16 protein-coding genes are annotated in these 19764 nt (G+C 74.6%); 6 read left to right on the top strand and 10 right to left on the bottom strand.

What is annotated here, in order from left to right:
* Nucleotides 1–111 precede the first annotated feature (111 nt).
* From ACIP4P_RS11765 to ACIP4P_RS11750, 4 genes are all read left to right on the top strand, one after another.
* The gene (locus ACIP4P_RS11765) at nucleotides 112–1113 is read left to right on the top strand and encodes an ABC transporter ATP-binding protein (RefSeq protein WP_400917027.1); all 1002 of its coding nucleotides are present in this window, start codon (nucleotides 112–114) and stop codon (nucleotides 1111–1113) included.
* A complete protein-coding gene (locus ACIP4P_RS11760) occupies nucleotides 1110–1949 on the top strand; it encodes an ABC transporter permease (RefSeq protein WP_400917025.1) in 840 nt (279 codons plus the stop codon). Before ACIP4P_RS11765 ends, ACIP4P_RS11760 begins: the two co-directional genes overlap by 4 nt.
* 108 nt (nucleotides 1950–2057) lie before the next feature.
* The gene (locus ACIP4P_RS11755) at nucleotides 2058–3287 is read left to right on the top strand and encodes a sensor histidine kinase (protein ID WP_400917023.1); all 1230 of its coding nucleotides are present in this window, start codon (nucleotides 2058–2060) and stop codon (nucleotides 3285–3287) included.
* Nucleotides 3288–3301: 14 nt separating this feature from the next.
* Nucleotides 3302–3925, top strand: a complete 624-nt coding sequence (locus tag ACIP4P_RS11750) for a response regulator (protein WP_400917021.1) — start codon at nucleotides 3302–3304, stop codon at nucleotides 3923–3925.
* 28 nt (nucleotides 3926–3953) lie between these two features.
* Here the strand turns inward: ACIP4P_RS11750 and ACIP4P_RS11745 are convergent, their stop codons facing one another.
* The 4 genes from ACIP4P_RS11745 to purD all read right to left on the bottom strand — a co-directional run bounded on the left by ACIP4P_RS11745 (nucleotide 3954) and on the right by purD (nucleotide 10358).
* On the bottom strand, nucleotides 3954–4853 hold the full coding sequence (locus ACIP4P_RS11745) for a phosphoribosylaminoimidazolesuccinocarboxamide synthase (RefSeq protein ID WP_350514816.1): 900 nt from the start codon (nucleotides 4851–4853) through the stop codon (nucleotides 3954–3956).
* Nucleotides 4854–5007: 154 nt separating this feature from the next.
* A complete protein-coding gene (locus tag ACIP4P_RS11740) occupies nucleotides 5008–6546 on the bottom strand; it encodes a N,N-dimethylformamidase beta subunit family domain-containing protein (RefSeq protein WP_400917019.1) in 1539 nt (512 codons plus the stop codon).
* Nucleotides 6547–6812: 266 nt separating this feature from the next.
* Entirely contained in the window at nucleotides 6813–8393 is a 1581-nt protein-coding gene (locus ACIP4P_RS11735; RefSeq protein WP_400917017.1) for a hypothetical protein, read from the bottom strand.
* Nucleotides 8394–9110: 717 nt separating this feature from the next.
* Nucleotides 9111–10358, bottom strand: a complete 1248-nt coding sequence (purD, locus tag ACIP4P_RS11730) for a phosphoribosylamine--glycine ligase (protein WP_350514819.1) — start codon at nucleotides 10356–10358, stop codon at nucleotides 9111–9113.
* A gap of 381 nt (nucleotides 10359–10739) precedes the next feature.
* Here purD and ACIP4P_RS11725 point away from each other — a divergent pair, with 381 nt between their 5' ends.
* Nucleotides 10740–11525 carry an SLATT domain-containing protein gene (locus tag ACIP4P_RS11725; protein WP_350514820.1) on the top strand — a complete coding sequence of 262 codons (786 nt, stop codon included), beginning with the start codon at nucleotides 10740–10742 and terminating at the stop codon, nucleotides 11523–11525.
* A gap of 37 nt (nucleotides 11526–11562) precedes the next feature.
* Here ACIP4P_RS11725 and ACIP4P_RS11720 read toward each other — a convergent pair whose 3' ends face one another.
* From ACIP4P_RS11720 to ACIP4P_RS11710, 3 genes are all read right to left on the bottom strand, one after another.
* Nucleotides 11563–12210 (bottom strand): hypothetical protein, encoded by a 648-nt coding sequence (locus ACIP4P_RS11720; RefSeq protein ID WP_400917014.1) that lies wholly within the window; start codon nucleotides 12208–12210, stop codon nucleotides 11563–11565.
* Between the two features lie 112 nt (nucleotides 12211–12322).
* Complete coding sequence (locus tag ACIP4P_RS11715) at nucleotides 12323–13402, bottom strand: GntR family transcriptional regulator (protein ID WP_400917012.1); 1080 nt, start codon at nucleotides 13400–13402, stop codon at nucleotides 12323–12325.
* A gap of 340 nt (nucleotides 13403–13742) precedes the next feature.
* A complete protein-coding gene (locus ACIP4P_RS11710; RefSeq protein WP_350514823.1) occupies nucleotides 13743–14540 on the bottom strand; it encodes a carbon-nitrogen family hydrolase in 798 nt (265 codons plus the stop codon).
* Between the two features lie 173 nt (nucleotides 14541–14713).
* Between ACIP4P_RS11710 and ACIP4P_RS11705 the strand changes: the two genes are divergently transcribed.
* Nucleotides 14714–15535, top strand: a complete 822-nt coding sequence (locus ACIP4P_RS11705) for a maleylpyruvate isomerase family mycothiol-dependent enzyme (protein WP_350514824.1) — start codon at nucleotides 14714–14716, stop codon at nucleotides 15533–15535.
* A gap of 84 nt (nucleotides 15536–15619) precedes the next feature.
* On the opposite strand, the gene ACIP4P_RS11700 is transcribed toward ACIP4P_RS11705, so the two are convergent.
* The 3 genes from ACIP4P_RS11700 to ACIP4P_RS11690 form a co-directional block, all read right to left on the bottom strand.
* Nucleotides 15620–17008 carry a nitrate/nitrite transporter gene (locus ACIP4P_RS11700; RefSeq protein ID WP_400917009.1) on the bottom strand — a complete coding sequence of 463 codons (1389 nt, stop codon included), beginning with the start codon at nucleotides 17006–17008 and terminating at the stop codon, nucleotides 15620–15622.
* Between the two features lie 111 nt (nucleotides 17009–17119).
* On the bottom strand, nucleotides 17120–18352 hold the full coding sequence (locus ACIP4P_RS11695; RefSeq protein ID WP_400917007.1) for a M64 family metallopeptidase: 1233 nt from the start codon (nucleotides 18350–18352) through the stop codon (nucleotides 17120–17122).
* Between the two features lie 178 nt (nucleotides 18353–18530).
* On the bottom strand, nucleotides 18531–19763 hold the full coding sequence (locus ACIP4P_RS11690) for a benzoate/H(+) symporter BenE family transporter (RefSeq protein ID WP_400917006.1): 1233 nt from the start codon (nucleotides 19761–19763) through the stop codon (nucleotides 18531–18533).
* Nucleotide 19764 lies beyond the last annotated feature (1 nt).

The raw sequence follows: 19764 nt of genomic DNA, 5'->3' as shown, positions 1-19764 counted from the left end.
CGGTCCGCCATTCGCCCATGACATTTGTCATCGCCGACCCGTGGATCCGCACCGCCGGTCCATGACGGCGCGCACTGCCCGCGCGGCCCCGGCGGCGGAAGGCTTAGGGACATGGAAACGAGCCAGCCAGCCCGCCCCGGCGACCACGTGATCGAGGTCACCGACCTGCGCCGCCACTACGGCACCGGCGCCACCGAGTACCAGGCCGTCCGCGGCGTCGACCTGACCGTCGGCCGCGGCGAGCTGTTCGCCCTGCTCGGGACCAACGGCGCCGGCAAGACCTCCACCATGGAGGTCATCGAGGGCCTGGCCGCGCCCAGCGGCGGCACCGTCCGGGTGCTCGGCCACGACCCCTTCACCGAGCGCGCCGCCGTCCGCCCGCGGATCGGCGTCATGCTCCAGGAGGGCGGCTTCCCCGGCGAGCTCACCGTCGCCGAGACCGGACGCAGCTGGGCCGGGATGACCAGCGGCGCCCGCCCGGTCGCCGAGGCCCTGGAGCTGGTCGGCCTCGGTCACCGGGCCGGCGTCCGGGTCAAGCAGCTGTCCGGCGGCGAACGGCGCCGGCTGGACCTCGCGATGGCCCTGCTCGGCCGCCCGGAGGTGCTGTTCCTGGACGAGCCCAGCACCGGCCTCGACCCGGAGGCGCGCGCCGCCGTCTGGCAGCTGGTCCGCGAACTGCGCACCCAGGGCACCACGGTGCTGCTCACCACCCACTACCTGGAGGAGGCCGAGGAACTCGCCGACCGGCTCGCCATCATGCACGGCGGACAGGTCGTCACCACCGGCACCGTCGCCGAGGTGATCGCCGGCCGGCCGTCCCGGATCACCTTCGAACTCCCCGAGTTCACCGGGACCCCGCTGCCCGTCCTGGCCGGGGCCGAGTTCACCGTCGACGGCCGCAAGGTCACCGCGCACAGCACCGCCCTCCAGGACACCCTCACCGACCTGCTCGGCTGGGCCCGGCAGCACGGGATCGCGCTCGGCGCCCTGGACGCCCGCAGCGCCTCGCTGGAGGAGGCCTTCCTCGCCATCGCCTCCGAGGCCGCCCACCAGGCCCCGCCCGAGGCCCCCGCCCGTCCCGCCCGCCGCCGCCTGATCGGATCCGCCCGATGACCACCGCCGTCCCCGTCAAGGGTTCCACCGCCGCCGGCCCGCAGAGCACCACCGCCGGCCGCCTGCTCGCCCTCGGCCGCGCCGAGGCCACCCTGCTGCTGCGCAACCGCACCGCGCTGTTCACCGCCCTGGTACTGCCGGTGGTGCTGATCGGCACCCTCCACAGCATGCTCAAGAAGCAGGCCGAGACCACCCCCGGGCTGGACGTCGACTCGATGCTGATCTACGGGTCGGTCGGGATGATCCTGGCCTTCGTCGTCTACTACAACCTGACCGCCGCGTACGTCGGACGGCGCGGCGAACTGGTGCTCAAGCGGCTGCGCACCGGCGAGGCCCGGGACCTGGAGATCCTGCTCGGCACCGCCGTCCCCTCGCTCGCCCTCGGACTGTCCATGGCCGCCCTGATCGGGGTCGGCGGCAGCCTCGGCCTGCACCTGACGATGCCGGTCAACCCGCTGCTGATGCTGCTCGGCCTGGTGCTGCTGCTGGGCACCATGATCGCCCTGGCCGCGCTGTCCAGCGCCTTCACCAAGACCGTCGAGAGCGCGGGCATCACCACCCTGCCGGTCATGCTGGTCATGCAGTTCGGCTCCGGCCTGTTCTTCCCGCTGGAGGTCATGCCCACGCAGCTGGCCGACATCTGCCGCCTGCTGCCGACCACCCCGGCCTTCCAGCTGATCCGGGTCGGCTGGTTCGGCACCGACGGCTCGGCCGCCCCGACCGACTTCCTGGGCAGCTGGGGCACCGCCGCCCCGCACCTGGTCACCGGTGCCATCTGGTGCGCCCTCGCGGTCTGGGGCGCGGTGCGGTACTTCCGCTGGGAGCCGCGGCGCTGAGCATTCATCGGAAGGTGATCGGCAATCCGAAGGCACACCCCCGGAACGGCCTCTGATATGAAGGCACCACGCAGGATCGTGGTCGAACCGGGGTCAGGGGAATTGAGCATGCGGTCACCGCTTCGCAACTGGCGGCGCCTGAGCAAACCGCAGCGCACCGAGTTCTACCTCCGCTGGTGCCTCTACCTGATGGCGCTGTTCCTGCCGCCCGGCGTGCTCTTCGCCGCCGGCACGGGCGCCGGGGAGACCGGGAACGACTCCGCCGTCCGGGCCTCCCTCCTGATCGGCCTCGCCCTCACCCTGGTGCTGCTGCGGACCTACCGGCTGGCCCTCGACCACTACCTGCGCCGGCCCACCGACCACCGCCGCTGGATCGCCCTCACCGTCGGCCTGATCGTGGCCGGCAGCTGGGCGGTCCTGCTGCTGGGACCGTCCGCCGACATGACGACGACGCCGGTGCGCTTCCCGTTCACCGTCCTCGTCACCGGCTACCTGCTGTGCTTCGGCTTCAGCCCGGTGTGTGTGGGACTCAAGCCGGGCTGGTCCGCCCTCATCGGTCTGGGCGTCGTGCTCGCGGTCAGCCCGGCCATGGTGCTGACCGGGGTCGACGGCGCCACGACCACCGGGTTCCTGCTGGTCATGGCGCTCGCCATGGCCTTCCTCGGGGCCAGCTGCCGCAGCTTCGCCTGGCTCACCTCCATCGTCTGGGAGCTGGACACCGCCCGGGAGGCGCAGTCCCGGCTGGCCGTCGCGGAGGAGCGGCTGCGGTTCTCCCGTGACCTGCACGATGTGATGGGCCGCAACCTCACCACCATCGCGCTGAAGAGCGAGCTCGCCGTCCAACTCGCCAAGCGTGGACGCCCGGAGGCCGCCGAGCAGATGGCCGAGGTGCAGAAGATCGCCCAGGAGTCCCAGCGCGAGGTCCGGGACGTCATCCGCGGCTACCGCACCGCCGACCTGCACGCCGAGGCGATCGGCGCCCGGGCGGTGCTGCGCTCCGCCGACATCGCCTGCGAGATCGACCTGGGCGAGGAGGCCGACGGGCTGCCGCAGCCGGTGCAGTCGGTGCTCGGCTGGGTGATCCGGGAGGCCACCACCAACGTGCTGCGGCACAGCGAGGCCGCCCACTGCCTGATCCGGCTGCGCCGGGAGGACGGCCGGGCGGTGCTGGAACTGGAGAACGACGGGGTGCCCACCGTGCCGCTCCCCTCCCAGGGCGGCGGCACCGGGCTGCGCGGCCTGCGCGAGCGGCTGGCCGCCCACGACGGTGAGCTGAGCGTCCCGACCGCCGCACCCGGTACCTTCCGGATGCTCGCCACCGTCCCGCTGCCGGGCTGAGAAGAGGACTCCCGATGACCGAGAACACCGCGCCCGTGCGCGTCCTGCTCGCCGACGACGAGCACCTGATCCGCGGTGCGCTGGCCGCGCTGCTCTCGCTGGAGGACGACATCGAGGTGGTCGCCCAGGCCGGTTCCGGCCCGGAGGCGCTGGCGATGGCCCGGACGCACCGGCCGGACATCGCGGTGCTGGACCTCCAGATGCCCGGCAAGGACGGCATCGAGGTGGCCACCGAGCTGCGCCGGCTGCTGCCGGACTGCCGCTGCATGATCGTCACCGGCCACGGCCGCCCCGGCTACCTGAAGCGGGCGCTGGAGGTCGGGGTGCGGGGCTTCCTGCCGAAGACCGTCTCGGCGGCCGACCTGGCCGGCATCATCCGCACCGTGCGGTCCGGCGGCCGGTACGTGGACCCGGAGCTGGCGGCGGACGCGATCAGCGCCGGGGAGACCCCGCTGACCCCGCGCGAGACGGACGTCCTGGAGCTGGCCGCGGACGGCACCCCGATCGCGGAGATCGCCGAGCGGGCCGCGCTGTCCCAGGGCACCGTGCGCAACTACCTGTCCTCGGCGGCCACCAAGCTGGGCGCGGAGAACCGGCACGCGGCGGTGCGGATCGCCCGCGAGCACGGCTGGATCTGAGCCGCGCCCGCGGGCGTCCGCGAGCGGATCAGGCCCAGCTGGTGCCGGTCAGCCGCTCGTAGACCTCGATGTACTTGGCCCGGGTGCGCTCGACCAGCTCGGCGGGCAGCTCCGGCGGCGGCTGCTCGCTGTAGCGGTCCCAGCCGGAGTCCGGGGAGACCAGCCAGTCGCGGATCAGCTGCTTGTCGAAGGAGGCCTGCGAGCGGCCCGGCTCGTACTCGTCGGCCGGCCAGTAGCGGGAGGAGTCCGGGGTGAGCACCTCGTCGCCGATGATCAACTCGCCGTCCAGCAGCCCGAACTCGAACTTGGTGTCGGCCAGGATGATGCCGCGGTCGCGGGCGATGTCCCGGGCCCGGGCGTAGACGTCCAGGGTGGTGCGGCGGACCTGGTTGGCCAGCTCGGCGCCGATCCGGCGGGCGGTCTCCTCGTACGGGACGTTCTCGTCGTGCTCGCCGACCTCGGCCTTGAGGGCCGGGGTGTAGATCGGGGCGGGCAGCTCGGAGCTGTTCACCAGGCCCTCCGGCAGGGCGATGCCGCAGACCGTCCGGCTCTCCTGGTACTCGGAGAGGCCGGAGCCGGCCAGGTAGCCGCGGGCGACCGCCTCGACCGGGATCATGTCCAGGCTCTTGCAGATGAGCGTGCGGCCCTTCCAGTCGGCCGGGGCGCCGGCCGGGACCTCGGTGGAGATCACGTGGTTGGGGACGATGTCGGCGATCCGCTCGAACCACCACAGCGAGAGCTGGGTGAGCACCCGGCCCTTGTCCGGGATCTCGTTCGGCAGCACCCAGTCGTGGGCCGACATCCGGTCGCTGGCCACCATCACCAGCTCGCCCGATCCGGTGCGGTACAGGTCGCGCACCTTGCCGGTGTGCAGGTGGACCAGGCCGGGTACCTGGACCGGCTCGGGCTTGGTGACAAATCCGCTCAAGGTGTTCAGTCCTCAGGGGTCGTTCGGGGCGTGGGGCACCGCGAAAGGGGAGGTCACTGCCCCCGCAGTCTTTCACGGCCGCCCCGGACCGCTTCCCGGGGAGCCCGGGCCCGGTCCTTGCGCGGCCCGGGTCCGGCTCCCGCGCCGCCCGGGCTCAGTTCTTGCAGAGGCGGTCCAGCAGGTTGGCGGTGGCCCGCTGGACCCGTTCGTCGGTGAGCCCGGGGCGGCCGAGGGCGGGCGACCAGGCGAAGGTGCCGGCCGCGAAGACGTACGCGCCGCTGGGCGCCCGGTACAGCGAGGTCTCCTGGTAGCGGGTGCGGCCCGCGAGGTCCCGGTACGGCGAGTGGGCCAGCAGCACCCGCTCGGTGTGCTCCGGCAGCGCCACCTTCGGGTAGTACCGGTCGGCCTCCCCCGCGACCAGCCCGGGCAGCTCGTCCCCCTCCTGCAGTCCGGTGCCGTCCCAGAGCCAGTGCGCGGTGTGCCGGGCGACCAGCGGGACGGGCGCGGCGACCCGGCCCGAGTACTGCACGCCGAGCAGGTGCTGCTCGGGCTCGCCGGCGTCCCGCCAGAGCGCGCTGGCCGCGCCCGGCACCCCGGCGGCCGGGCTGCCCGGCCCGACCTTCTGCCGCTTGCGGCAGTTCAGCAGCCGGTTGGGCTCGCCGGAGGCGGCGGCGGTCAACTCGACCCGCCAGTACATGGTGTTGGCGGACAGGAAGACCAGCGAGGTGCCGCCGTCCCGGGCCCGCTCGGCGGCCCGTCTCATCGGCTCGGACCAGTACTCGTCGTGGCCGGGGAAGACCAGCGCGCGGTGCTCGGACGGGTCCACCAGGCCGGCGTGCAGATCGGTGGCGGTGGCGTAGGAGAGGTCGTAGCCGTAGCGCTCGGCCCAGCGGATGAAGTCGTAGGCGTGGCCGACGTGCAGCGGCAGTCCGGCGGTGGCGTGCGGGCGGTCGAAGGAGACCGTGACGGCCGCCTCGGACTCGCCGACCAGACCGCCCCGGCCGTCCCAGGCGTGGTAGAGGCTGGCGCCGGTGCGGCCGTCCTCGGGGAACAGGTTGTACGCCTGCCAGGTCACGTCCGGGAGCACCAGGAGCAGTTCGGCCTTGCGCCCCTGGTCGGCGAAGTCCCGTACGGTGAACGGGATGTGGGTGCGATGCAGCATGTCCGCGGTGGTCAGCACGGCGACGTACGCGCCCGGCTTCCAGTGCGGCGGGACCTGCAACCGCCAGGAGTGCCACCAGTGGTGGCAGGAGACCGTCCGCTCGACCACCAGCGGGGCGGGCTGGGCCAGACCGGCGATCAGCGGACTGTCCGTCATGTGGCGGGCGCCGTCGCCGCCGTAGTGGCCGATCCGGTAGACGCCCACGGTGAACTCGCGGGGCGGGTTGACGGTGACCCGGAAGTCCACCGAACCGCCGGGGCGGATCACCCCGGCCGAGGCGAAGCCCTTGATCTGCTGGTCCACGTCGTTGGAGCTCTGCGGGGTGCCGACCGGCGGCTTGCGCCGCGCGCCGGCCCCCAGCGGCTGCTGGCCGGGCGCGTCCACCGAGACGTACCAGGGCACGGCGCCCTCGGCCCCGGCCAGGTACTGGTCGGGGCTGCGCAGCCAGGGCAGCGGGCCCTGACCGAAGGGGTCGGAGACGCTGTAGGCGTGCGTGCCCGACTCCCAGCGGCGGTTGAGTTCGGTCCCCACGCGCCCCTCCCAGGTGCACTTCCGTCCGGTTGGCACGTGCCCCCCGGATGTGCGTGCGGTCTAATACACCACACAGTGCTGGCGCTCCGTCACCCCACGGTAGCAATTGGTGGCGGGAATCTCGGGCGCTGTCGGCCCGGGGCCTCCGGCCTGCGGAGACGGCCGGCGGCCCGGGGCCCCGGGGGCGCGTGCGGGGCGCCGAGCGCCGCCCGGGACGGGAGCTGCTGGTGGGCCGGGAGGGCAGTGCCGGGACGTCAACCGGGACGTCAGAGCCGGACGGGTTTCTCCAGCCGGACCTCGGCCGCGTCCAGCCAGGCCCGCAGCGGACCGTCCTGGCCCTGCTCCACGGCCTGGGCGACCGGGGCGGCCAGGTCGGTGCGGCGGACGCCGCCGAGCAGCAGCACCGGGCCGTCCAGCCAGTCCAGCCCGGGGGCGCCGCCGGCGGTGTCCACGGCGGCGCAGCAGACCATCGCGGTGACGTGGTCGACCAGCAGGTCGCGGCCGGTGCGGTCGGGCTCCAGCAGCGGGGCCGGGGTGGTGGTGCGGGCCAGCTGGGCGGCCAGCGCGGCGGCCAGCTGCTCGCCGTCGCCCTCGGCGAGCCGGAGCAGCAGCCGGGTCAGGGTCGGGGCGCCGGGGCGGGACTGCGGGGCCAGCCGGTCCAGGGCGGCCTGCAGGGCGGCGGCCCGGGCCCGCCAGCCGGCGTCCACCACCTCGGCCGGGTAGTCGGCCCACTCCAGTTCGTGCCAGGCGCCGGCGGCCGGGCGGCCGAAGAACAGCTCGGCGGCCAGCCGGGAGACCGCCCGGTCCACCGCGCCGGGCTCCTCCAGCAGGTCGCAGGCGGGGCGGTCGCCGAGCCGGGTGCCGTAGCCGTCGGCCAGCCGGTCCCGGCGGGACAGCTCGGTCAGCGCGGAGACCACCCCGGCGTTCAGGTGCGCGGGGTGGCGGCCGAGCCGCCAAGCGGGCAGCGCGACCCGGGTGAGCAGCCGGTCCCAGCCGGCGTAGGCCAGGCCGACCTGCTCCTGGGCGGCGATCCGCAGGCCGTAGTCGACCGTCCGGGCCTGCTCGGAGGCCCAGCCCGCGACGGACCGCTCCAGCTCGGCGGCGTGGCCGCGGCAGGCGCCCAGCAGCCGGCGGGTGATCCGCCGGGCGATCCGGTCGGCGAGCCCGGCCGGGCCGCGCCGGGGCGGCGCGGGCGGGGCCGCCAGCGTGCCGCCGCCGAGGCCGGGGGCGGCGCCCGCGCCGGAGTCCAGGCAGGCGTCCAGGCCGCGCAGGAAGCGGCGGGCGGCGGCGATCTCCGGGTCCGCGGAGGCGGCGGTGCCGGCCACCACGGGGGCGAGCAGGGCGCGCAGTTCGCCGGCCCGCATCCACCAGAGGAAGGGCGAGCCGATCACCAGGACCGGCGCGGTCGGCGGGTGCTGCGGCCGCCGCGGGCCGGGGCGCCGGGTCGGCGGGACGTCCTCCAACCAGCTGTCGCAGTCCGGGGTGAGGGCCACCGCGGAGGGCGCCGGGACGTCCAGCCGGTCGGCGAGTTCGTCGATCAGCCGGTACAGCTCGGGGGCCCCGGCCCGCTCGACCGGGACGGCCGGGGTCTGCGGCGGGACGGCCCGGCGCAGGGCGCGGACGGTCAGTCCGGCCACCAGCAGGGTCAGCGCGGCGACCGCGCAGACCACCCAGCGGACGGCGTCCCACCCGGCCGCGTCGGAGGAGCCGGGCGCCCCGATCCGGCCGGTGAACCGGCCCGCGAGCAGGACCACCGCGACGGCGGCGGGCAGGACGGCGGCGGCCAGAGCGAGGCCCCGGATCCGCAGGACCGCTTGGGCGTGAGCGCGCGCGGTGTCGACGGCCATACGGTGCGGCACCCCCTTCGGAGCCCTCGGGCACCCGCTACGGGCCCTGAGCCGACTCGAAACGATCAGTTCCGACCGGGAAGCGGAGGCGTCCGATCCCCGGCAGTGCATGCTGTGTGGCGCTACTGACATTTTCGACGCCCCGGTCCGGGCGGGTGTTCCGGATCGGCCCGGTTTCCACTCGTCCCGGTGACGTCGCCCGGTTGTTCCGGTGACGCCGCGGTCCGTTCGACGACGCCGCCGAGGCGCCCGCGACCGGTCCGGTGCGAAGCACCGGGCGGCCGCCCGGCCGATCGCCGTCCAGCATCCCCCCGCGGGCGCGCCGCTACCCGGCGGCGACCCCGGCGCACGGCACCGTCACACGGCGATCCAGCGCACCATAAGGCCGGGCGCCCGGTTACGTCAGCCGGATGCGGGTGCTGTCACCCGATGTGCTGGATTCCGCCCGCCGAACGGTGTGGCGGCCCGGGAACCGCTCCCGGCCCGGAAACGCCGGTGGGCGCTGCGCCCTGCGGGTTGTCGGGCACCCCGTTCGGGCCCGGCGCGGCTAGCGGCGCGGCTCGCGGCAGCGCTCGCGACAGGGCTCGCGACAGGGCTCGCGACAGGGCTCGCGGCGGGGCTCGCGGCGGGGCGCCGGCCCGTCGGCCCTGCGGCCCCCGGGCACGGCGCGGCCCCCGGGCGAGGGTCCGCCCGGGGGCCGCGAGGGGCTCGGGTGCCTCAGGCGGTGGCCGCCTTCAGCGCGATGTCGGTGCGGTGCTGGCCGCCCTTGAGGGAGATCCGGTCCACGGCCGCGTACGCGCGGTCGCGCGCCTCGGCCAGGTCGGTGCCGGTCGCGGTGACCGACAGGACGCGGCCCCCGGCGCTGAGCACCCGGCCGTCCTGGTCCGCCGCCGTCCCGGCGTGCAGCACGTACGCGGTGCCGTCCGCCTCGGCCTCGGCCAGGCCCTCGATCGGGTCGCCGGTGCGCGGCGCGGCCGGGTAGCCCTCGGAGGCGACGACCACGGTGACGGCCGCCCCCTCGTCCCAGCGCAGCGGCTCCAGCTGGCCCAGGGTGCCGGTGGCGGACGCGAGCAGCACGCCGGCCAGCGGGGTGCGCAGCCGGGCCAGCACGACCTGGGTCTCCGGGTCGCCGAAGCGGGCGTTGAACTCGATCACCCGGGTGCCGCGCGAGGTGAGCGCCAGGCCCGCGTACAGCAGGCCGGAGAACTCGGTGCCGCGGCGGCGCAGCTCGTCCACGGTCGGCTGCAGGACGGTGTCCAGCACCTCCTGGACCAGCCCGTCCGGGGCCCACGGCAGCGGCGAGTAGGCGCCCATGCCACCGGTGTTGGGGCCCTCGTCGCCGTCCAGCGCGCGCTTGAAGTCCTGCGCGGGCTGCAAGGGCAGCACGGTGGTGCCGTCGGTGATCGCGAACAGCGAGACCTCGGGGCCGTCCAGGTACTCCTCGATCACCACGCGCTCGCAGGAGGCGGCGTGCGCCAGCGCGGCCGCGCGGTCGGAGGTGACCACGACGCCCTTGCCGGCCGCCAGGCCGTCGTCCTTGACCACGTACGGGGCGCCGAAGGCGTCCAGCGCCTCGGCGGCCTCCTCGGCGGTGGTGCAGACGTAGGAGCGGGCGGTGGGCACCCCGGCCCCGGCCATCACGTCCTTGGCGAAGGCCTTCGAGCCCTCCAGCTGCGCGGCCGCGCCGGAGGGGCCGAAGACCGGGATGCCGGCCGCGCGCACGGCGTCGGCGACGCCGGCCACCAGCGGGGCCTCGGGGCCGACCACGACCAGGTCGGCGCCGAGCTTCGCGGCCAGCGCGACGACCTGGCCGCCGTCCAGCTGGTCGACCGGGTGGACCGTCGCCACCTGGGCGATCCCGGCGTTGCCCGGGGCACAGTGCAACTCGGTCACGGAGGGATCTTGGGACAAGGAGCGGCACAGGGCGTGTTCGCGGGCGCCGCCGCCGATGACGAGGACCTTCACGCCTGGCAGCGTAGTCGGTGGCCTGTTCCGGTCGCTCCCCGGTCCCGTCCGATCCTCCAGTCGGAGCGCTCCGTACACCGACGACGTCGGAGGTTCCTCCAAGCCGGACCGGGTCGGATGAGCGGCGGGTGGCCGGGTCAGGACGGCGGGTCACCGGGGCCTCGCTCGGACGGGTGAAATCTCGCCGACCGCCGCAACCGTCCCGCCTGGGCTTCCGGTGGCCGAAACCGGTAACGATCACCGGGGAAGCGCCCCGCGGTAAGCCATTTGGCGGTAAGAAGTGCTGTTGGACAACGACCGGCGGACGTCGGGTCAGCGGACGTCGGGTCAGCCGATGCGCCGACAGACCGAGCCGCCCGCCCGCCACAGGGAGCCCCACAGGTGAGCCAGCCGGAAATGCAGCCCGAGGAGAGTGCCTGGGGCAAGGAGATCGGTGAGGAGGACCAGCCCGCCGCAGCCGTGGCCCGGCGGGCCTCCACCCGTCGCCGGACCGATCTGAGCGCCCGCCAGTTCCCGCTCGGGGACTGGGGCGAGCCCGCCGAGCGGCTGGAGGAGCTCTACCGCTGGTCCGAGGAGCGGGCGGTCGAGGCCATCGAGTGGTACCGCCGGGACCGGGTCTGGAAGCGCCGCTGGGCGCGCGTGCTGCGCTTCGGGTCGGCCGGCTTCGCGGTCGGCGGGGTGACCGCGCCGCTGGTGGACCTCACCGGCGCCGTCGCCCACGGCGCCGCCTGGGGCTACGTCGGCCTGGCGCTCTCCGCCGCCTGCTACGGCGCCGACCGGGCCTTCGGGTGCACCTCCGGCTGGATGCGGGACGTCTCCACCGCGCAGGCGCTGCAACGCCGCCTGGAGGCCTTCCAGTTCGACTGGGCGTCGGAGTGCGTGCGCGAGGTGCTCGGCCCCACCGAGGGCACCGCGGGCGAGGCCGCCGAGCGCTGCCTGGGGGTGCTGCGCCGGTTCTGCGAGGACGTCTCGGACATGGTCCGCACCGAGACCTCGGAGTGGATGCTGGAGTTCCGCGCGTCGATGACCCAGCTGCCCACCCAGTCCGCGGGGACCTGGGGCGGGCGCACCGAGCCCGGGGTAGGCGCCCAGGTGCGGGTGCTGCCGCCGCCCGGGACCAGGCCGACCATGCCGCGCCAGCGGCCGCCGGAGGGGCCGCTGCGGTAGGGCGCGCTCCGGGATCGCTCCGGGCCCCCGCCGGGCGCTACGCGAAGACAATCATCGAGCCCTGCTCCAGGCTCCGGACCGCCGCCGCGTACAGGCCCGACCAGGCGTGCCGCTCACGGGCGAAGGGGTGCAGGTCGTCGATCGGCGGGCCGAACGGCTGCTCCAGGCCGGTCGGGCCGAGCGGCCGGGTCGGGGCCGGCGGGTTGGCCGGGTCGATGCCCAACGCCGGTGCCACGGCCTGGAGTTCGCGCAGCAGCCCGTGGCTGGAGCCGAGCGGACCGCCGGAGGCGAGCAGCGTGTCGTCCACCAGCGGGGCCGGGAACTCGATCGGCACGTACGCCCCGGCGTGGTCGAAGTGCCACACCAGGTGGGACTGTTCGGCGCTGCTCTCGAACATCTCCAGCAGCTGCTCGTAGTCGCCGCCGAGCGCGTCGACCGGGGTGATGTCCAGGCCGGTGAGGCCCAACAGGTAGGCGCGGCGCAGGAAGTGCAGCGAGTCGTAGTCGAAGGCGGCTATCGGCTCGACCGCCCCGCTCAGCCCGGGGACGAACCGGTAGACCGGCACCTCGGGCAGTCCGCGCGAGGTCAGCACCGCGTTGTAGTGCGCGAGGTCGTCCCGGAAGGGGTTGTCGGGGCTGTGGCTCAGCACGTCCACCAGCGGGACGAGCCAGAGGTCGCAGGCCATGGCCGGCAGTTCCTCTCCGGACGGCGGGATCGCCCGCGGGGCGGGACGACGACGGGGGCGGGGTCGGTACCCGGACGGCCCGTACGGGTACCGAGGTTCGACGCCCGCCACCCTACCGGCCCGGAGCGGGGTGCGGATCGGGCCGTCCCTGCGGGGCCTCGGGGGGCGGTTCGGACAGCCGGGGTTGGGACAGTCGGCGGCCGAACCTGGTGTGCGGCCCCAAGCGCGGTTGCGGCACCAGGCCGAGGCCCAGGCCCAGTTCACGGCCCAGCTCCCGGCCGACCTCGTCGCCCTGCCGGGACCGTGCCGACCACGGCGTCCCGGACTCCGCCGGGGCCCCGGACGAGGCACCGGCACCGGACGCGTCCACGGGCGGGATCGCGGACCCGGCGGACGGCCGGGCCGGGGACGGCGCGGCCGGCGGCGGCTCGACCGGGACCGGCAGCGGCTCCCCGGCGGCGGCCTCGGTGAGCAGCCCGAGCACCGTCACCGACTCCAGCGGCCGTCCGGCCAGCCCGGCCAGCAGTCGGGCGGTGAACAGGTTGCACTCGCAGATGATCCGGTGCGCGCCGACCAGGTCCCGGTCCCCGATCGCCTCGACCAGCTCGGGGTGGCGGTCCCAGCAGACCCCGGCCAGGGTGGGCAGCGCGCGCAGGTAGGGCGCGGCGTACATCCAGGACTGCACCCGCAGCCAGTCCAGGTACTCCTCGATCCGGCGGTTGCCGAGCAGGGCGGAGACCTCCTGCCAGAACCGGCGGTCGCAGCCCACCATCACGTCCAGGTTCCCGGCCCGGGCGGCCCGCACCGCCGCGTCGGCCCGGCGCCGCAGCGAGGGCAGCCGGGTGAGGTCGGGCAGCGCCCGGCGGGTGGCGAACTGGCGGTAGAAGCTGTCGGTGATCAGCACCCGGGACTCGAAGATCTCCAGGAAGTCGTCCCAGCACAGCTCCGGCACGGTGAAGCCGCGGTGATGCTCGGCCCGCAGCAACCCCTGCGCGCCGAGGTCGACCAGCGCCTCCCGGGCCGGGGTCGCGGAGACGCCGTAGAGCTCGGCGATCTCCTTGACGGTGAAGTTGCGGCCGGCCTCCAACCGGCCGGCCATCATCTCCTCGCGGAGCGCACCGGCGATCTGCTCGCGCAGGCTGTTGCGGTGGATGACCGGGCGGGGGGTGTCGCCGGCGCCGGTGCCGGACATGCGCGCGACCTCCTCGGGCGGGCCGCCGAACCGACCCGCGACGGACCGGCCGACCGGCGGCAGGGAACACGACGAGTGCTCATCTTCTCAAACCGGCCCGGGGTAGGTACGAACCAACCCTCCGAAAAGGGACGCGCCAGGTCCAGGGCCTAGGGCGTGTCTGACAATTCGCGTCGGATCAGCGCGCGGCGTCGGGGTGCGTGCATCGCAAGGCGGAGGAGGGAGTCCATGCGGTGGGGGCACCTCCCGGCCGAAGGCTGGGGGCCATCGGCGACCGACGACAACGCGGCGAGGTGCGTGCCCCGGCGTCGCGCGCCCGGCGGGAATTGTCAGACACGCCCTAGCGCTGGACGGGCGCCGGGATGCCCAGCAGCCGGTCCCGCAGCACCGGGAACTCCTCCCGCGCCCGGCCCACCTCGGCCGGGTCGAACTCGACGGTCAGCACCTCCTCGCCCGCCCCCGCCTCGGCCAGCACCCGGCCCCACGGGTCCACCACGACGCTGTACCCGGCCTGCTCGACCCCGGCGTGCGTCCCGGCGGTGTTGCAGGCCAGCACGAAGGCCTGCTCCTCCAGCGCCCGAGCCCGGGCCAGCAGCGTCCAGTGGTCACGCCGCTTGGCCGGCCAGGCCGCCGGGACCACCAGCAGCTGGGCCCCGGCGTCCAGCAGCGCCCGGAACAGCTCCGGGAACCGCAGGTCGTAACAGGTGGCCAGGCCCAGGGTGCCGAAGTCGGTGGGCGCGGTGACGATCTCCTGCCCGGCGCCCATCACCACCGCCTCGCCGCTGTCGAAGCCGAAGCGGTGGATCTTGCGGTAGGTGTGCACCAGCTCGCCGTCCGGCGCGAACACCAGCGAGGTGTTGTAGATCGGCCCGTCCGGGTCGCGTTCGACGATCGAACCGGCGTGCAGCCAGACCCCGGCGGCCCGGGCGGCCGCCGCCATCGCGTCCGAGGTCGGCCCGTCCAGCGTCTCGGCGCCGTCCGACCAGAGGTCGTGGGCGAAGCCGCCCAGCGGCCAGAGCTCCGGCAGCACCACCAGGTCGGCGCCCTGCTGCGCCCGCACCAACGACGCGGCCCTGGCCCGTCGCTCGGCGGGCGGCTCGGCGTCCGAGACCGCGAGTTGGATCAATGAAGCGCGCACAGTACCACCGTCCACGGCAAGAGACCTACGATCGTCACCCGAAAGCGCTGCCCAGCTGTCTCCCGGCAGCGTAACGTGCGGTTAGCGTGCGCGCCCGGAAGCCGGACCATCCCGGCCGACCGCGACGGCCGGGCGCGGAGCATAGGAAAGCTGACGGAGGGCCGGAGATTCCCGTGACGGACAACCAGACCGTGCAGGCTTACACGGAGGCGTGGACGCAGAGCATCGAGTCCATATCGGAGCTGGTCGCCCCCCTCCCCGAAGGCTCCTGGAACCGGGCCACCGAGTGCCCCGGCTGGTCGGTCCGGGACGTCGTCTCGCACGTGATCGCGGTGGAGTCCGAGCTGCTCGGGGACCCGCGCCCGATCCACTCGCTGCCGCGTGATCTTCGCCACGTGACCACCGAGTTCGCCCGCTACGTCGAACTGCCGGTCGACAAGCGCCGCTGCCACACCGCGCTGGAGATGACCAGCGAGCTGGAGTACACCGTCATCCGGCGCTCCCGGGCGCTGCGGAACGCCAAGCAGACGCCGCAGGAGCCGGTCCGCTGGCCGGCCGGTCCACTGGCCACGGACGTCCCGTACCACGAGCTGCTGCGGGTGCGGGCCTTCGACGTCTGGGTGCACGAGCAGGACCTGCGCCGGGCCCTGGAGGTCCCGGGCAACCTGGACTCGCCGGGCGCCCTGGTCACCCGGGACTACCTGCTGCAGTTCCTGCCCAAGGCCGTCGCCCACGGCGCCGGCGCCCCGGCCGGGACGGCCCTGGTGGTGGACGTGACCGGCCCGGTGGAGTTCCTGCGCACCGTCCGGGTGGACGCGGCCGGCCGCGGCACCGTGGACGAGTCGATCAGCCTGGCCCCCGACGTCCAGCTGACCATGGACTGGGAGACGTACGTCCGCCTCGCCTGCGGCCGCGGCCGCCCCGGCCCGGTCGGCGTCGAGGGCGACAAGGAACTGGCCGAACGGGTGCTGGCCAACTTCGCCGTCACCATCTGAGGCCCACCAGCACCGCACTGTCGACCAGCGCTCGGTATCAACCCGCCAGGCAGGGCCATTCGACGTTTCCGCAGGTCAGAAACCCTACGCATCGGCCGCGATGACCTTACGGCGGAGCCGGAGGATCATCGCGGTGCCCACCGCCAGCGGGATGTACTGCCAGCAGAACGCCCAGCGGAAGGCGGTGGCCGAGTAGGACTCGGCGCCGGCCGGGGAGAGGGCGTCCAGCAGCACGCCGATGCCGAAGAGGGTGATCATCGTGCCGATGAAGCCGCCCATGTTGACGATCCCGGAGGCGGTGCCCAGTCGCTCGGCCGGGTTGCGGGAGCGGGCGTAGTCGAGGCCGACCAGCGAGGCCGGGCCGTTGCTGCCCATCACCAGGATGATCCCGATCAGCAGCCACATCGGCGGGTGCCCGCCGGGCCAGGCCAGGACCAGGGCCCAGCCGAGCCCGGTGGTGGTGATGACGGTGACCACGATCGGCATCCGGGCCCGGGCGGTGCGGGACAGCAGCCGGCCGAAGAGGAAGCCGCAGCTCATGTTGGAGAGCACCAGCAGGGTCAGCAGCCCGCCCGCCTCGCCCCGGGACATCCCCTGGGCCTCGACCAGGTAGGGCATGCCCCAGAGCAGGCCGAAGGCGTTGCCGGGGAACTGGGTGGTGAAGTGCACCCACAGGCCCAGCCGGGTGCCCGGCTCCCGCCAGCAGTCGAGGACCTGCCGCCGGATCCCCGGGCGGGCGACGGGCGCGACGACGGGCGCGACGACGGGCACGGCTGCCGCCGGGGCCTCCTTGAGGAACAGCGCGACCAGGGCGAACACCGCGACGCCGAGCAGCGCGATCGCGGTGAAGGTCGGCGTCCAGCCCTCGCTGTGCAGCGCCTGGGCGAGCACCACGGTGGTGACCAGGTTGCCGCCCATCCCGGCCAGGCCGGTCAGCTGGGCGACGAAGGGGTTCTGCGCGGCCGGGAACCACCGGGCGGCAATGCGCAGCACGCTGATGAAGGTCATCGCGTCGCCGCAGCCGAGCACCGCCCGGGAGGCCAGCGCCGGGGCGAAGGAGGAGCTGAAGGCGAAGGCCAGCTGACCGGTGCTCAGCAGCAGGACGCCGAGCAGCAGCACCCGGCGCGGCCCGAACCGGTCGACCAGCAGGCCGACCGGCACCTGCATGGCCGCGTAGACCAGCACCTGGAGGATCGAGAAGGTGGACAGCGCCGAGGCGCCGATGCCGAAGCGCTCGGCGGCGTCCAGCCCGGCCACGCCGAGGCTGGTGCGGTGGATGACGGCCAGGACGTAGACGCTGACGCCGACGGACCAGGCCAGCCAGGCCGCCCGACCGCCGGGCGGCACGGCAACACCGGCCGGCGCGGGAACACCGGTTCCTGCCGGGGCGGCGGGCTCGGCGGCGGGCTCGGCGGTGGCTCGGGGAGCGGGAACGGACAGGGGCGGGGCTGAACGGGCGGGCTCCACGGTCATAGTCCGTCCAGGTTAGTCATCCCATGATGGGAGGCCCAGATCCGGGGGGTGTGACCTCGCGGACCCCCGGCCCCGGGGGACGCGACCTCGCGGACCCGCCGCTCACCGGCCTCAGCCGGTGACCGTCCAGGACACCGACCGGGTCATGTAGCGGTCCCGGAAGGCCTCGTCCCGCACCCAGTCGGTGGTGTCCCGGACGGTCGCGGTCACCGTCGCCGTCCGGCCCGGGGCGAGGTCCAGCTGCGCGGTGTCCAGCCAGCCGCCGTCCGGGGCCGGCGGGGTGACCGGGACGCCGTCCACCTTCCAGTCCACCGCGAGCTGCCGGGTGCCGGTCAGCGGCAGCGGCCGGACGTCCAGCCGGGGACGGCCGGTGACCTCGCCGGGCGGCGGCGAAGGGGCGTCGGTGGGCCGGACCTTGCGGTACAGCGCCTCGATGATCGCCTCGCGGGAGGGCAGGTTGTAGGCGCTGCCCAGGGTGCGCATCACCGAGTCGGGGGTGGGCCGGTAGAGGCCGTTGGCGCTGCGGTACGCCCCGACGGTGCCGGCGCCGTCCGGCGAGACCGCGCCCAGCCAGCGCCACCACTTGGTCTGCTTCCTGCGCATGTCGTCGGCGTCGAGGGTGGAGAGGTTGGGGTAGTCGGCGTCGTCCGGGGCGCTGTCGTACTCGTCGCCGAGGTCCCCCACGGTGTGCCCGATCTCGTGCTGGATGATCCGCCCGGCGTCCGGGCTGCCCCCGGCCAGGGTGGTCACCCCGGTGCCCCCGGCGCCGCCGTACTCGACCGAGTTGGCCAGCGCGATCAGGTACTGCGGCCCGGCGCCGTCCCCGGCGTAGCGGGCGGTGGCGCCCTCGTCGGCGCAGAGCAGCCGGGCGGTGCCCTCGCACCAGAAGTGCATCCCCAGCGGGGTGGCGGGGTGGCGGCCGCGGCCCTCGCTCTCGGCTATCCCGGAGGCCGGGGAGACCACCTCGACCCGCCTTATGTTGAAGAACCCCTGGTAGGTGCGGAACGGCTCGATGTCCATCAGCGAGTGCCAGGCCTTGTCGGCCTGCTGCCGGAACACCTCCTGTTCGTCCGCGGTGTAGCCGTCGCCGAGCAGGACCAGGGTGATCCGGTTGGCCGGGTCCCCGGTCCGACGTATGTCGAAGGTCGGCGCGGCCGCGGGTATCCGCTGGTCGGCGCGGAGCGCGGTGTGCGGCGGCAGCGCCAGGTCGATGGGGACGTCGGTGCCGATCGCGCCGAACGGCGAGGGGCCGACCAGTTCCAGGGCGGCGGGGAGTCCGGCGGCGGACACCAGTACGAGGGCGGCCAGACTCCGGACGAGACGGCCAGGGTTGCCAGCAGGCATTCGGGTGCGTCCTCGGGGTTCCGGTCACCCGGTGTCGCCCAGGTGGTGGAGCGGAGACGTACCCGGACCGGCGTGTCGCCCCCACCGGCGGACGAAAATGTCACCGGCCTGGCCGAACGATCCACATCGTCCAGGTCATACCAATCAATTCCGAGGGCTTCGGAGTGCCGACGGGGGCTCAAGCCCGCGGCCGCCGCCCGACGTCCAGCAGCAGGTGCGTACCGAGCCCGAACAGCAGCCCCCAGAACGCCGAGCCGATGCCGAACAGGCTCATCCCGGAGGCGCTCGCCAGGAAGGTCACCACCGCCGCGTCCCGGCCGCGCTCCTCGGCGACCGCCGCCGCCAGGCTGCCCTGCAGCGAGGCCAGCAGCGCGACCCCGGCGATCACCGCGATCAGCTCCTTGGGCAACCCGGTGAACAGGCTCACCAGCACTCCGCCGAAGCTGCCCACCAGCACGTACCCCGCGCCCGAGGACATCCCCGCGACGTAGCGGCGGCGCGGGTCCGGGTGGGCCTCCGGGCCCGAGCAGATCGCCGCGGTGATCGCCGCCAGGTTCACCCCGGGCGAGCCGAGCGGCGCCATCAGCAGCGACATCGCGCCGGTGGCTCCGATCAGCAGCCGGTCGTCCGCCCGGTAGCCGAAGGCCCGCATCACCCCGAGGCCGGGCGCGTTCTGCGAGGCCAGCACCACGATCGTCAGCGGCAGCGCCAGTCCCACCACGGCGGACCAGGAGAACGCCGGCACCGTGAGCACCGGCACGGTCGGCCCGCCCGGGCCCGGGTGCAGCGGCAGCCCGACGGTGACCGCCGCCAGCACCCCGCCGACCAGCAGCGCGACCGGCACGGCGTACCGCGGTGCGAACCGCTTGGCCAGCAGGAAGGCCGCGAAGCTGCCCACCACCAGCACCGGCGCGCCGTGCACGGCGCCGAAGATCCCGGCGCCGAAGGAGAACAGGATGCCCGCCAGCATCGCGTTCACGATCCCGACCGGCACCGCCGCGATCAGCCGGCCGAACCAGCCGGTCACCCCGAACAGCGTCACCACCACCGCGCTCACCAGGAACGCCCCGACCGCCTCGCGGTACGGGTAGTCGCCCAGGCTGGTCACCAGCAGCGCGGCCCCCGGGGTGGACCAGGCGGTGATCACCGGCGTCCGGGTCCACCAGCTGAGCGCGAAGCCGCTCACCCCGCTGCCGATCGCCACCGCCCAGATCCAGGACGCCGTGTGCGCCGGGTCCAGCCGCCCGGCGGCCGCCGCGGCGAGGACCACCACCAGCGGGCCGGAGAACGACACCACGACGCAGATCAGCCCCGCCAGCAACGCCGGCGCCGAAGCGTCCCGCCGCAGCGACCGACGTTCCCCACCCTCGTCCGGCCGCGCTTCCGGCCGGATCGTCAGCTCATCCGTCATT

It is taken from the genome of Kitasatospora sp. NPDC089509 (assembly GCF_044749365.1).
Lineage (GTDB): Bacteria > Actinomycetota > Actinomycetes > Streptomycetales > Streptomycetaceae > Kitasatospora.
This window is presented reverse-complemented; position numbering and strand designations above follow the sequence as displayed.

Excerpts from the sequence above, each read along its gene's own strand:
- ACIP4P_RS11765 (WP_400917027.1), top strand. The coding sequence starts at position 112 with ATGGAAACGAGCCAGCCAGCCCGCCCCGGCGACCACGTGATCGAGGTC.
- ACIP4P_RS11760 (WP_400917025.1), top strand. The coding sequence starts at position 1,110 with ATGACCACCGCCGTCCCCGTCAAGGGTTCCACCGCCGCCGGCCCGCAG.
- ACIP4P_RS11755 (WP_400917023.1), top strand. The coding sequence starts at position 2,058 with ATGCGGTCACCGCTTCGCAACTGGCGGCGCCTGAGCAAACCGCAGCGC.
- ACIP4P_RS11750 (WP_400917021.1), top strand. The coding sequence starts at position 3,302 with ATGACCGAGAACACCGCGCCCGTGCGCGTCCTGCTCGCCGACGACGAG.
- ACIP4P_RS11735 (WP_400917017.1), bottom strand. The coding sequence starts at position 8,393 with ATGGCCGTCGACACCGCGCGCGCTCACGCCCAAGCGGTCCTGCGGATC.
- ACIP4P_RS11720 (WP_400917014.1), bottom strand. The coding sequence starts at position 12,210 with ATGGCCTGCGACCTCTGGCTCGTCCCGCTGGTGGACGTGCTGAGCCAC.
- ACIP4P_RS11715 (WP_400917012.1), bottom strand. The coding sequence starts at position 13,402 with ATGTCCGGCACCGGCGCCGGCGACACCCCCCGCCCGGTCATCCACCGC.
- ACIP4P_RS11700 (WP_400917009.1), bottom strand. The coding sequence starts at position 17,008 with ATGACCGTGGAGCCCGCCCGTTCAGCCCCGCCCCTGTCCGTTCCCGCT.
- ACIP4P_RS11695 (WP_400917007.1), bottom strand. The coding sequence starts at position 18,352 with ATGCCTGCTGGCAACCCTGGCCGTCTCGTCCGGAGTCTGGCCGCCCTC.
- ACIP4P_RS11690 (WP_400917006.1), bottom strand. The coding sequence starts at position 19,763 with ATGACGGATGAGCTGACGATCCGGCCGGAAGCGCGGCCGGACGAGGGT.